The 12,531-nt window shown below is 55.1% G+C and carries 13 protein-coding genes and 1 tRNA gene; 7 read left to right on the plus strand and 7 right to left on the minus strand.

What is annotated here, in order from left to right:
* The first annotated feature begins 31 nt into the window (after positions 1 to 31).
* From hpxX to hpxZ, 3 genes are read left to right on the plus strand one after another with little or no spacing between them, the layout of a single operon-like run.
* Entirely contained in the window at positions 32 to 226 is a 195-nt protein-coding gene (gene hpxX / locus ACQZQY_RS21290; protein WP_056781572.1) for an oxalurate catabolism protein HpxX, read from the plus strand.
* Entirely contained in the window at positions 223 to 1,626 is a 1,404-nt protein-coding gene (locus tag ACQZQY_RS21295; RefSeq protein WP_431296371.1) for an AtzE family amidohydrolase, read from the plus strand. The genes hpxX and ACQZQY_RS21295 overlap by 4 nt, the downstream gene beginning before the upstream one ends.
* Positions 1,627 to 1,665: 39 nt before the next feature.
* Positions 1,666 to 2,049: an oxalurate catabolism protein HpxZ gene (gene hpxZ / locus ACQZQY_RS21300; protein ID WP_056781578.1), complete on the plus strand. Its 384-nt coding sequence runs from the start codon at positions 1,666 to 1,668 to the stop codon at positions 2,047 to 2,049.
* Positions 2,050 to 2,742: 693 nt separating this feature from the next.
* Here hpxZ and puuE read toward each other — a convergent pair.
* From puuE to ACQZQY_RS21315, 3 genes are read right to left on the minus strand one after another with little or no spacing between them, the layout of a single operon-like run.
* Entirely contained in the window at positions 2,743 to 3,681 is a 939-nt protein-coding gene (puuE, locus tag ACQZQY_RS21305) for an allantoinase PuuE (protein ID WP_431296372.1), read from the minus strand.
* A complete protein-coding gene (locus ACQZQY_RS21310) occupies positions 3,674 to 4,432 on the minus strand; it encodes an aspartate/glutamate racemase family protein (RefSeq protein ID WP_122097354.1) in 759 nt (252 codons plus the stop codon). Before ACQZQY_RS21310 ends, puuE begins: the two co-directional genes overlap by 8 nt.
* Positions 4,432 to 5,166: a GntR family transcriptional regulator gene (locus tag ACQZQY_RS21315; RefSeq protein WP_056781586.1), complete on the minus strand. Its 735-nt coding sequence runs from the start codon at positions 5,164 to 5,166 to the stop codon at positions 4,432 to 4,434. Before ACQZQY_RS21315 ends, ACQZQY_RS21310 begins: the two co-directional genes overlap by 1 nt.
* Before the next feature lie 176 nt (positions 5,167 to 5,342).
* On the opposite strand from ACQZQY_RS21315, the gene ACQZQY_RS21320 reads away from it, so the two are divergent.
* The gene (locus ACQZQY_RS21320; protein ID WP_183848058.1) at positions 5,343 to 6,845 is read left to right on the plus strand and encodes an NCS1 family nucleobase:cation symporter-1; all 1,503 of its coding nucleotides are present in this window, start codon (positions 5,343 to 5,345) and stop codon (positions 6,843 to 6,845) included.
* 83 nt (positions 6,846 to 6,928) lie between these two features.
* On the opposite strand, the gene ACQZQY_RS21325 is transcribed toward ACQZQY_RS21320, so the two are convergent.
* Together ACQZQY_RS21325 and dnaQ are read right to left on the minus strand one after the other, a co-directional pair.
* Positions 6,929 to 7,005: transfer RNA gene (locus ACQZQY_RS21325), tRNA-Asp, on the minus strand.
* Between the two features lie 140 nt (positions 7,006 to 7,145).
* Positions 7,146 to 7,877 (minus strand): DNA polymerase III subunit epsilon, encoded by a 732-nt coding sequence (gene dnaQ, locus ACQZQY_RS21330; protein WP_431296373.1) that lies wholly within the window; start codon positions 7,875 to 7,877, stop codon positions 7,146 to 7,148.
* A 69-nt stretch (positions 7,878 to 7,946) separates the two neighbouring features.
* On the opposite strand from dnaQ, the gene rnhA reads away from it, so the two are divergent.
* Positions 7,947 to 8,414, plus strand: a complete 468-nt coding sequence (gene rnhA, locus ACQZQY_RS21335) for a ribonuclease HI (protein WP_056781594.1) — start codon at positions 7,947 to 7,949, stop codon at positions 8,412 to 8,414.
* 58 nt (positions 8,415 to 8,472) lie between these two features.
* Here the strand turns inward: rnhA and ACQZQY_RS21340 are convergent, their stop codons facing one another.
* Positions 8,473 to 9,198, minus strand: coding sequence for a class I SAM-dependent methyltransferase (locus ACQZQY_RS21340; RefSeq protein WP_122097352.1), 726 nt, complete (start codon positions 9,196 to 9,198; stop codon positions 8,473 to 8,475).
* Positions 9,199 to 9,241: 43 nt separating this feature from the next.
* Here ACQZQY_RS21340 and gloB point away from each other — a divergent pair, with 43 nt between their 5' ends.
* Positions 9,242 to 9,997, plus strand: a complete 756-nt coding sequence (gene gloB / locus ACQZQY_RS21345) for a hydroxyacylglutathione hydrolase (protein ID WP_431296374.1) — start codon at positions 9,242 to 9,244, stop codon at positions 9,995 to 9,997.
* 69 nt (positions 9,998 to 10,066) lie between these two features.
* Entirely contained in the window at positions 10,067 to 11,455 is a 1,389-nt protein-coding gene (mltD, locus tag ACQZQY_RS21350; RefSeq protein ID WP_056781602.1) for a murein transglycosylase D, read from the plus strand.
* 74 nt (positions 11,456 to 11,529) lie between these two features.
* Here the strand turns inward: mltD and ACQZQY_RS21355 are convergent, their stop codons facing one another.
* Entirely contained in the window at positions 11,530 to 12,330 is an 801-nt protein-coding gene (locus tag ACQZQY_RS21355; RefSeq protein WP_431296375.1) for an endonuclease/exonuclease/phosphatase family protein, read from the minus strand.
* Between the last annotated feature and the right edge of the window lie 201 nt (positions 12,331 to 12,531).

Consider the following 12,531-nt stretch of genomic DNA (forward strand, 5'->3'; position numbering starts at 1 on the left):
GTTCGCTCATAAGAATGGATAAGGAAGCAACATGAAAACGCCCCCCGCAGCGACCGACTGGGCCGCTTATGTCCGTCAGATGGAGTCCGTTCTGGCGCTGGATCTCGACGACGCGCGTCGTCAGGAATTGCTGATACAGTTCAGCCGCATTGCGCAGATGGCGCAACCGCTAATGGATTTACCGCTCGATTCGCGTCTGGAAATCGCCGGGGTGTATCGCGCATGAAATCCTTCGATCATTTTACCATCAGCCAGCTGCACCAGGCCCTCGCACGGGGCGAGCTTTCCGCCACGGAAATCGCCACCGCGACGCTCAGCGCCGTCGAACAGGCCAATCCTGTCATCAACGCGTATACGCATATCACCCGCGAACGCATGTTGAGTGAAGCCGCAAAAGTGGATAAAACCCGTGCCAGCGGCGCAACCTTATCGCCGCTGGCCGGCATTCCCTACGCGGTGAAAAACCTGCTGGACGTGGCCGGTGAGGTGACGCTGGCAGGTGCGAGCCTCAACAGCAGCAACGCCGCCGCACGTCATGATGCGTGGACCATTTCACGCCTCGCGGCACAGGGCGCGATGCTTTCCGGCATGCTGAACATGGATGCGTACGCCTACGGTTTCACCACGGAAAACAGCCATTACGGCGCGACGCGCAACCCGCGCGATCTGACCCGTGTCGCGGGCGGATCGTCCGGCGGTTCTGCCGCCGCGGTGGCCGCCGGTCTGGTGCATTTCACGCTGGGCAGCGACACCAACGGCTCGATCCGCGTGCCCGCCTCCCTGAGCGGCATTCTCGGCCTGAAACCCACTTTCGGGCGGATCTCGCGCAGCGGCAGCCAGCCGTTTGTCGCCAGCCTCGATCATCTTGGCCCGATGGCGCGATGCAGCGAGGATTTATCACAGGTGTATGACGCCATTCAGGGCACCGATCCGCAGGATCATTTTCAGGCAGACAAACCCAACACCGAGACGTTCTCTCAGTTAAAACGCGGTCAGCAAGGTTTACGCACCGCGGTTCTCGGCGGCTATTTCTCCACCTGGTGCGACGGGCACGCCAAAGACGCGGTGCGTCAGATAGCCCGGGCGCTGGAGGCGCAGGAAGAAATTGATATGCCGCAGGCTGAACTGGCCCGTTCCGCCGCGTTCATCATCAGTGCCTCGGAAGGGGGCAATCAGTATTTGCCAAAACTGCGCAGCATTGCGCAGCAGTTTGAACCGCTTTCCCGCGAGCGTTTGCTGGCCGGGGCGATGATCCCGGCGGCCTGGTACGTGCAGGCGCAGCGTTTCCGTCATCAGTTTCAGCAACAGGTGTTGCCATTGTTTGACCATTGGGACATCTTGATTGCGCCAGCCACGCCGTGTCCGGCGACGTTAATCGGTCAGGAGACGATTCACATCAACGGTCAGGATCTGCCAACGCGCGCCAGCATGGGTATGCTGACACAGCCGGTTTCGTTCCTTGGTCTGCCGGTGGTGACCGTTCCCGTGACGACGGCAACAGGCCTGCCGATAGGATTACAACTGATTGCACCGCCGTGGCGGGAAGACCTGTGCCTGCGTGCTGCGTGGGCGCTGGAGCAACAGGGCATCGTGAACGTCAGCAGTTCTCCGGTGATGTATACCTGAATTAACAGGCCACCGTTTTCCAGGGTAAAGAGAGTAAACATGAAAACTGACAATATTGACCGCCCGGCGATCCTCGCCGAAATGAACGCGGCATTTTATCGTTATGAGCAGGCGCTGATCACCAATGACACTGCGGTTCTCGACGAGCTGTTCTGGCACGATCCGCGCACCGTGCGCTACGGCGCAGGGGAAAATCTTTACGGCATCGACTCCATCCGCGCGTTTCGCGCCGCCCGCCCGGCGCAGGGTTTGGATCGCGAACTGATCAACACCACCATCACCACCTTTGGCGATGACATGGCGGTCGCCAGCACCGAGTTTCGCCGCGAAGGGACCGACCGTGTCGGGCGTCAGCAGCAAACCTGGGTGAAGATGGCGAGTGGATGGAAGATTGTGGCAGCCCATGTGAGTCTGATGGTTTGACCGAACCAATGGGCGGTTCAGCTTTGGAAAGCTGAGGAAACTGTTTCCGGTTTCACCGGGGTCAAAAAGCGTTGTAAAAGTTTCGGTTTCTCAATTGCGGTGGTCACTTGTCGCGCTGCGCCGAAACCGCCCAAAAGGGGCCAGGACGGGCCCCTCTTGGATCTCCCGCGTCTTTTAACTGCGCGCTCCGCGGGTATGACGGACATGTTCCGGTAGATCAGTGAGTGGCGCAAAATATTGCCGCTGCGCGGTTCCTTCTCTCGGTCTTCGAGCCTCTGGTCTCGAAGCCGCTCCGTTCAGCAAAATTTTTAATCGCGCCAATTCACTCTCTAAAAACAGAGCGATTTAAACTCCAACTCCAACTCCAACTCCAACTTGAATTTGAATTTGAATTTAAGATCGTGCGGGCGATTCAGAAATCTTGCCGAACGGAGCGGCCTGAAGACCTAAGGCTTCAGGACCGAGAGAGGGCACCGCGCAGCGGCAAGATTTCCAGCCTGTCGCTGCGGCTGCTGAAACATAGCCAGCGAGCGACAGCGCGCAGTGAAAGAGCCCCGGGATTCTTAAGGGGTGCGGTGATAGGCGCCCCTTAAGGCCAGTTTGGGTGGCAACCCAAGGTGTTGAATTTGAAATTGAATTTGAAATTGAATTTGAATTTGAATTTGAATTTGAATTTGAATTTGAATTTCGAGATTAAACACCGAAATGTTTAACCCAGTGATCCGCTATTTCCTGCCGCTTACAAACCCAAACGCGTTCATGCGATTCCACGTAATCCAGAAACAGCTGCAAAGCCCTGAACCGCCCCGGTCGGCCAAGTATCCGGCAGTGCATCCCGATCGACATCATTTTGGGTGAGGTTTCACCCTCTTCATACAGCACGTCAAACGTGTCTTTCAGGTAGGTATAGAACTGCTCGCCGGTGTTGAAACCCTGCGGGGAGGCAAAGCGCATGTCGTTGGTTTCCAGCGTGTACGGGATCACCAGATGCTGTTTCGTCTCACCATTTTCCAGTTTGACCGGCGTCCAGAACGGCAGGTCATCGCCGTAGTAGTCACTGTCATACTGGAATCCGCCCGATTCGGCCACCAGCTGGCGGGTGTTCGGGCTGTCGCGGCCTGTGTACCAGCCGGACGGCGCTTTGCCAAATAAATCGCGCAGCACGGTGACGGCTTTTTGCATGTGCTGCGCCTCTTCGGCTTTGCTCATGTCCTGATAGTGGATCCAGCGCCAGCCGTGGCTGACGACATCGTAATCCGCCGCTTTGATGGCATTGACGATTTCCGGGTTACGCGCCAGCGCCATCGCCACGCCGAAAACGGTCAGCGGCAGGCCGCGTTTTTGAAACTCATTGTGGATGCGCCAGAAACCGGCACGGGAGCCGTATTCGTACAGCGAATCCATCGACATATGCCGGGCAGGGAAACTGGCAGCACCGATGATATCAGACAGAAATTGCTCGGAACCGGCGTCGCCATGCAACACGTTGTTCTCTGCGCCCTCTTCATAATTGAGGACAAACTGCACCGCGATGCGGGCGTTGCCCGGCCAGTTGGCGTGCGGCGGGCGTCCGGCATAGCCGATCAGGTCACGCGGATACGCGTCGGTAAAACCGTGCTCAACATCAGACATAGTGATCTCTCAGATTCAGTCCGGCAAATCGACCAGACAGGGGTTTTTCCAGCGGATAATCCAGATCGCCGTGTTTACTGGTGGTCAGGCGCAATGCGGCCAGTGACTCCACCATTTTGACCGCCGCGCTGACGCCGTCGATCACCGGAATGTTCAGCTCCAGCGTCAGTTCCTGCGCCAGATCGGCCATGCCGCCGCAACCGAGCACGATCGCCCCGCTGCCGTCGGATTTTTTTGCCGCGATACACTGCTCACGCACTTTTTCCTGCGCCAGACCGCTGCCGTCTTCCAGCGATAACACCGGCAGGTCGATGGCGTGCAGCGCCGCGCAGTGGCGTTCAAAACCGTACTGATGCAGCAAATGCCGGGCGATGGTCAGCGTGCGCGGCAGGGTCGTCACGATGGAAAACCGTGTCGCCAGCATGGTCGCCAGGTGCATCGCCGCCTCCGCAATACCCACCACCGGCCCGCGTGCCAGCTCGCGCGCGGCCAGCAATCCGGGGTCGCCGAAACAGGCAATAATGTGCCCGTCAGCACCGGCATCCCGCCCCGCCTTCACCTGTTGTAAAACGCCCAGCGTGGCAATCGCCTCATCAAAATGCCCTTCTATAGACGGTGCCCCCTCTTCAGGGCAGACGGCCAGAATCTGTGTCTCCGGCGCGGCCACCGAGCGGGCCGTTTGCGCCATCACTGCGGTCATCGCCTGGCTGGTGTTCGGGTTGATCAGTTGTATACAAAGCGCGCGCGACATCAGCGTTTCTCCTCATTGTTGGCTGTCCGTTGCGAGGAAAAGATCTGCGCGAAATCCGGCATCTGCCCCTTGTTCTGCTCAAAACGCAGGCTGGAAACAATGCTGTCAAAATGCTGCGCCATGCTCGCGGTCAGCGCGGTGACATCGCGCTTTTTCAGCAAGTCGAGAAGATCGTCGTGATCGTGACAGCGGCATCCCTGCTGCCACGGCGCGCCCCAGGCGGCAATGGCGAGGGAGGACCGCAGCGTCAGCTGGGAGACAGATTCGGTCAGCACTTTGTTGCCGGAAATGGCCTGCAGCTGGACATGAAAGGCGGCAGAAAGGCGGATGGCGGCCTCACCGTTACGTTCTTCGTGGGCACGCTTTTCTTCCTGCACCAGCTTTTTCATGGCCACCAGATGGGTGGACTGACAGCGGGCGATCACCAGCGGCAGGTTGGCGCATTCGAGAATTTTACGGGTGGCGAAAACATCGCGGGATTCTTCAGCGTCCGGCGTGGTGACGTGCGCACCACGCTTGGGCAATAACGTCACCAGTTGCACTGCGGCAAGGCGTTGCAACACACGGCGGATGCCGGTGCGGCTGACGGAAAACACGTCCGCCAGCGCTTCTTCCGGCAATTTACTGCCCGGTAACAGCTGATGTTCGACGATCGATTTCACCAGCGCGTTATAAATATGGTCGTCCTTATCCTCGGTAAAATAGGCCGTATTCAGCCCGTTCCAACTGGTCATTGCCGTTACTCCGTATACCGTTCGTGTATTAATCGTATACATGAAATAGATTTTTTGTATACAAAAAGTGAAATTTGGCCTGATTCATGCAGTGCTCCTGTGACTGCTTTCATCTTTTGGCAGCCGGAGATCCGGCTTCCGACTTTCACATGTTGTTTATGACAGGAGCACGATTTATGCCAAATCAGGAAATCACCTCCGCCACGGCGTCTTCTGAACAGAGCGCCGGGATCATCAAGCCTTATTACAGCCCGCGGCTGTGCAATGATGATTTAGCGCCAACGCGTCACCAAAACTGGAGCTGGTACAACATCTTTTCTTTCTGGATGTCCGATGTGCACAGCATGGGGGGCTACGTGGTGGCGGCGAGTTTCTTCACACTCGGGCTGACCAGTTGGCAGGTGCTGCTGTGTTTGTTATGCGGGATTTGTATTGTGCAGATTTGCGCCAACCTGGTGGCGAAACCGAGCCAGCAGGCCGGTGTGCCTTACGCGGTGATTTGCCGTCAGGCGTTTGGCGTATTCGGGGCAAACATTCCGGCGGTGATCCGCGGGCTGATAGCCTTCGCCTGGTACGGCATTCAGACCTATCTGGCCGCCAGCGCGCTGATGCTGGTATTGCTGAAGTTTTTCCCGTCAATCACTCCGCTGACCGTGCCGCACTGGCTGGGGCTGTCGGCGCTGGGCTGGATCTGTTTTGGCATTATGTGGGTGTTACAGGCCATGGTGTTCTGGCACGGCATGAGCGCGATCAAACGCTTCATCGACGTGGCGGGCCCGGCAGTGTATGTCGTCATGCTGATGCTCGCGGGCTGGATTTTGTATAAAACCGGCCTGAGCAATATCTCTTTCACGCTGTCGACTAAAACGCTGACCGTCGGCCAGCAGGGCTGGGAAATGCTGACGGCCACCGCGCTGGTGGTGTCTTACTTCTCCGGTCCGCTGCTGAACTTCGGCGACTTCTCGCGTTATGGCAAAAGTATGAGCGAAATCCGTCGCGGTAACCGCTGGGGCCTGCCGTTTAACTTCCTGCTGTTCTCCATTGTGACCGTGGTTATCGTGTCAGGGACGCAATCTCTGTTCGGCCAGATGATCACCGATCCTATCGAAACGGTCAGCCGCGTCGGTAACAGCGTGGCCGTAGCGCTCGGCCTGCTGACGATGATCATCGCTACCATCGGGATCAATATCGTTGCGAACTTTGTCTCGCCGGCTTTTGATTTCTCTAACTGCTCGCCGCAAAAAATCAGCTTCCGCACCGGCGGGATGATCGCGGCCGTCGGCTCTGTTCTGCTGACGCCGTGGAACCTGTTCCAGTCACCGGAACTGATTCACTACACGCTGGACGTGCTGGGCGCGTTTATCGGGCCACTGTTCGGGATTTTGCTGGTGGATTATTACCTGATCAAACGCGGCCAGATGGATGTCGATGCGCTGTTCAACGCCACACCTTCCGGACGTTACTGGTACCGCAACGGCTTTAACCCGAAAGCGATCGCGGCGCTGGTGCCTGCCGTAGTGATTGGTTTGGTCATCAGCTTTACGCCGGGCCTGCATCAGGTGGCGAACTTTAGCTGGTTCATTGGCGCGCTGTTGTCCGGTGGCTGTTACCGGTTTATTGCACGTCACGATCGTGTAAGCAGCCATGAACTGGGCTATCTGAAAGCCGAAGCGGAATAAACAGAACAGAGAAGGAAGGAAAATGCCAGGACGGCAGAAACGACGAAGCCCTGAGTGATTTCTCACTCAGGGCTTCTGAATAGTGGCGGAACGGACGGGGCTCGAACCCGCGACCCCCTGCGTGACAGGCAGGTATTCTAACCAACTGAACTACCGCTCCGCGTTTTGTTCTGGTTAAGAACGGAGCGGATAGTAAGGAATCCCCGCGACGCCGTCAATGCTTTTCCTCTCGTTTTCAAACAACTGCACAGTTTTTCTGCATCCTGCATATTTTAAGTGCAACAGCCTGAAAAATTCGACTCAGGAACGCCACAAACAACTGCCGCCTTTTTTCACTACCAGATCAAGACGCTCTTCATGCCACACCAGCTCCTGCTCGCTGGCGTTGATCACTTTGAGGCCGGACGCCGGACGCGCGATCCGCTGGATCCCCTGCCCGTCCGCACCGGTGTTTTGCTCACCTTCGTGGGTAAACTTGATGCTGGTCTGGCCGCCGGTCATCATCAGATACACTTCGGCCAGGATTTCGGAGTCAAGCAGTGCGCCGTGCAGCGTACGTTTGCTGTTGTCGATCAGGTAGCGATCACTCAGCGCATCGAGGTTATTACGTTTGCCGGGAAACAGCTTACGCGCCATCGCCAGACTGTCGGTGATTTTACAGAAGGTCTCGGTTTTCGGCAGATTACGGCCCAGCATGTCGAACTCGTAATCCATAAAGCCGATATCGAACGTTGCGTTATGGATGACCAGTTCGCCGCCACGAATGTATTCGATAAAATCGTCCGCGACCTCGGCAAACGTCGGTTTGTCGGCGAGGAATTCATCGCTGATGCCGTGAACGCCAAAGGCTTCCGGGTCGATCAGGCGATCGGGCTTGAGATAAACGTGAAAATTGCGGCCGGTCAGGCGGCGGTTCACCACCTCAACGGCACCGATTTCAATAATCCGGTGCCCTTCGTAATGGACGCCGAGTTTGTTCATACCGGTGGTTTCGGTATCGAGAACAATCTGTCTGGTAGGAGAAGAAATCATATTGCAGTGCTCGCAGCGCTCGTTTATGTCAGACTTGGCTTTTACATTTGATGGAAGAGTCTACCAGAGATGACCAAACAGGTAGAAATTTTCACCGACGGCTCCTGCCTGGGTAATCCCGGCCCCGGCGGTTTCGGTGCGATTTTACGCTATAAGCAGCATGAAAAAGAGTTCAGCGCCGGTTTCCGGCTGACCACCAATAACCGCATGGAAATGATGGCGGCAATTGTGGCACTGGAAGCCTTGTCCACGCCGTGCGAAGTCACGCTGAGCACCGACAGCCAGTATGTGCGCCAGGGCATTACCACCTGGATCCATAACTGGAAAAAACGCGGCTGGAAAACAGCGGATAAAAAACCGGTGAAAAACGTCGATTTGTGGAAGCGTCTCGACGCCGCCATTCAGACACATCAGCTGAACTGGATGTGGGTGAAAGGCCACGCCGGTCATCCGGAAAACGAACGCTGTGACGTGCTGGCAAAAGAAGCGGCGGGCAATCCGACGCTGGAAGATGTCGGTTATCAGGCCGAGAATTAACGCCGCAGGAACCACACCCTGTCCCCGCCGCCCCTCATCAGAGGGACGGTGTAGAACTTTAGTCCCGATGTTCTTCCCGGTAACTCTTCGTTGCTCCCACCGCCTGGGGTATTTTTTGTTTCTGCGCGGGCACTTTTTTCGCCATCGGCGTCAGCGGGAAAGTCCGCTTGCGCGCAATAATCAGCGTCATACAGCCCAGCGCGGGCAGATGCGTACTCAGCAGTTTCCCTCCGTTTTTCCTCCACGGCAGCACATGAAAACGCCGGTGAACCATCACTTCGTAATTCAGTAAAGACAGCCAGTCAAGTAACCGCATTTGGGTGAACAGGCGGCTGCTGTAGGGCTGACGTTTGCGAAAGAACGGCATCAGTTTGCCCAGCCCCAGCAGGCTCAGGGGATTGAAGCTGCTCAACACTATCCAGCCATCATCAATCAGCACGCGATCCACTTCACGCAATATGCGGTGCGGGTCTTCGGCGTAGGCCAGCGTATGGCTGAGCAGGCAGGCATCGACAGATTTTGCGGCGAACGGCAGAGAGTAAGGGTCGCCTCTGACGTGCATCCCTTCTCCCTGCGAGGCGAAATTGACCTGATGCGAAATAGGACAGGCTTCGGCATTGAGTTCGGCACTTAATGCGCCGATTTTCAGCAGGTGAAAACCGTACAGTTTTCCCCACCAGGGTTGCAGTTGTTGCTCAAGCGCGGCACGGTAGTAGTCGCCGCACGGGATTTCATCCCATGAAGCCGGAGCAACAATGTTCTTACGGGCGCGGGCGGGTCGCATATTTTATTATCTTCTTTCAAGCAGTTGCCAAAGAGAGGTTGCCATGAATCTTATCAGTATTCCTGCGTTACAGGACAATTACATTTGGTTGCTGGATGACCAGAAAGGGCATTGTCAGATCGTCGATCCGGGCGAAGCGGCGCCGGTATTGGCCGCGTTAAAATCGCACAATTTAACCCCTGATGCGATCCTTCTCACCCACCATCATCATGACCATGTGGGGGGAGTAAACGAGATTTGCAGCCATTTTCCTGCTCTGAAAGTGTACGGACCTCACGAAACTGAGAACAAATTTAGTCAGATTAGTCTTAAAAACGGTGACAAATTGGAAATTGGCGGTCTGGAATGGCAAATCTTTGCTACCCCCGGGCACACTCTTGGTCATATTTCATACTATAGCGCACCTTATCTATTCTGCGGAGACACGATGTTTTCAGCCGGATGCGGCCGTTTGTTCGAAGGGACCCCCGAACAAATGTACCAGTCGTTTCAACGGTTAGCCGTACTGCCTGATGAAACATTCGTCTGTGCCGCGCATGAATATACTCTCTCAAATCTTAAGTTTGCGAGGTCCATTTTGCCCGAGGATCATGATATTCATTCTCATGAGCACAAAGTGCAACAAATGCGCGAAAAGGGACAATCTTCCCTGCCTTCTACCCTCGGTCTTGAACGGAAAATTAACCTATTTTTACGATGTGATGATCTTGATTTACAAAACAAATTAAACCTTAACGATCCCTTAAAACCCGCCTGGCACGTTTTCGCCCATTTAAGGGCTCTCAAGGATAGCTTCTGAACCCAAAGGTTGTGTTTTTCTTCTTAGCAAAGTATTATCGCTCGTCTTTTAAGCAACTATGACACACACATGAAGGCATATGCGATCCTAATAATCGCCTCCATGTTGCTCACCGGTTGCCAGGCGTCCAGGCAGGGCGCGAAGGTACCCGAGCAACATGCACAGAGTTTGTCTTCAGCAAGTCAAAGTGAAGAAGCAGGACAGTTCACAGGTGATGGCCGAGCGGCCTCTGGGGGATGGTTGGATGGAAACGACGCCGCCTCTCAGCAAAACCTGTGGAACTTCATTGGCGACGAGCTGAAGATGAAGGTTCCGGATAACCCCCGGATCCGCGAGCAAAGAGTTAAATATTTAAAACATAAGAGCTATCTCCACGATGTAACATTACGGGCAGAGCCGTACATGTACTGGATCACCGAGCAGATTAAGAAACGTAAGATGCCGATGGAACTGGTACTGCTACCCATAGTGGAGAGCGCTTTTGACCCCAAAGCAACCTCATCAGCTAACGCTGCTGGGTTGTGGCAGATTGTGCCGCAGACGGGTCGCAACTATGGTCTGAAACAAAACCAGTGGTATGACGGACGCCGCGATGTTGTGGCTTCGACGACTGCTGCGCTTGATATGATGCAACGCCTGAACAAGATGTTTGGCGGCGACTGGTTACTGACCGTGGCTGCGTATAACAGTGGTGAAGGCCGCGTGATGCAAGCGGTGAAAGCGAATAAAGCAAAAGGTCGACCAACGGATTTCTGGTCTTTGGCACTGCCGCGTGAAACATCGATTTATGTTCCGAAGATGTTAGCGCTGAGTGACCTCTTAAAGAACAGTAAGAAGTATGGCATCAACCTGCCGAAACCGAGTGAAGACCGTGCTCTGGCGCGTGTTGAAGTCGGACAGCAAATGCAATTAACGCAGGCCGCTGAAATGTCAGGTATGTCACTGACCAAGCTGAAGTCGTTTAACACTGGCTACAAGAAGAATGTGACCGCGCCGAATGGCCCGCATTACATTGTTCTGCCGAAGGCGCATGCCGACCAGTTAAAGGATTCTCTGGCTGATGGCGATATCGCCGCAGTGCAGCAAACCCAACTGGCCAGCAACACTCCGTCAGGGGCAAAACAGTACAAGGTTCGCTCCGGCGACAGCTTGTCTGGTATTGCAGCCCGACTGAATGTGAAAACCCGTGATCTACAGCGTTGGAACAATTTGCGCTCAGCAGGCGCGTTAAAAGTTGGGCAAACACTGCAGGTGGCGGATAACAGCGTCAGCGATACCAGCGTAAATGGTGGCAGCATCACTTATCAGGTACGTAAAGGCGATTCGTTGTCGAGCATTGCCAGACGTCACGGCGTGAACATCAAAGATGTCATGCGCTGGAACGCGTCAGCAGACAACCTTCAGCCAGGCAAAAAGCTAACGCTGTTTGTTAGCAACAAAATGAGCCCGGAAACCTGACAGGTTTGGACCATAAAAAAGCACCCTGAACATTCCGGGTGCTTTTTTTTATCCAAAATTTGGGAAGGGCTTTTTTACTGCACCAGGGGTTTACCGGCCAGAAACTCTACGCGCAGCGGATTATGGTCAGACGCACGGGTTTCCATGACGGAAGCGTGAGCCACGCTCAGGTCACGATAGAAGATGAAATCGAGCGGTCTGCCAAAGGCGCGTTTGCGGTAATCCGCCGGGAACCGCACTTCTTCCAGATGAATATTTCCCGCGAAACCAAACAGCGCGTTGATACGTTGTTTGCTCCAGGCATTGAAATCCCCCGCCATGATCACCGGGCCTTTATGATTGGCAATCTGCTCACCAATCGGGTCAAGTTGCTTGCTGTAAACGTCGATCCCAATACTGAAATTGACCGCATGAATGTTTACAACCATCAGCAGACGGCCATCCAGTAACGGATAGACGGTGACTAATGCCGATTTTGCCAGCCTGAGCAGCGGCTCACGCTCACGCAGAGGGCAACAATAGACCGGGTGTGCCGCGGACAGTGTCATCACACCAGAGGGGTGCTGAGGCAGCATAAACGCAGGCACCTGATCGGCTGCCAGATAGTTGGACGTGGCATAACGGATCAGTTCCGGCGTGGTTTGCGCTTCCTGAAGTAATACAAGTTGCGCATCTTTGCCGAAATCACGCAGGACTGACAACCAGTCAGCCCGCTGCTGTTTGAAGATATTCCACACCATGACGCGCAAAATATTCGAGTTAGGAAGTGCGGCACCCGGCGGCAAATCTGGCCCCAAATGTGCGAGGGCGCCTGGGAAAATTTGCTCAGCGGGCTGACCTGCCACATACCTCATTGCATATGTTTTTTTTCGCACGCTAATCGCCTGTTCACTCATTCAATGATGCTATGTGAGAGATCATCTCTCAACGAAAGTTCAGTATACGCCCGCAGGCGCTCAGGCCAAATCTGTTTACAAGGGTATACAACCCGCCTGTTCCCCTAAAGGCTAGCATAAAAAAAGCCCCGCCCATCACCGGACCTGATTCGATGGCGGCGTTGATCTGCTTGTGCTTAA

The organism is Rahnella sp. PAMC25559 (genome assembly GCF_050632365.1).
GTDB classification, from domain to species: domain Bacteria; phylum Pseudomonadota; class Gammaproteobacteria; order Enterobacterales; family Enterobacteriaceae; genus Rahnella; species Rahnella rivi.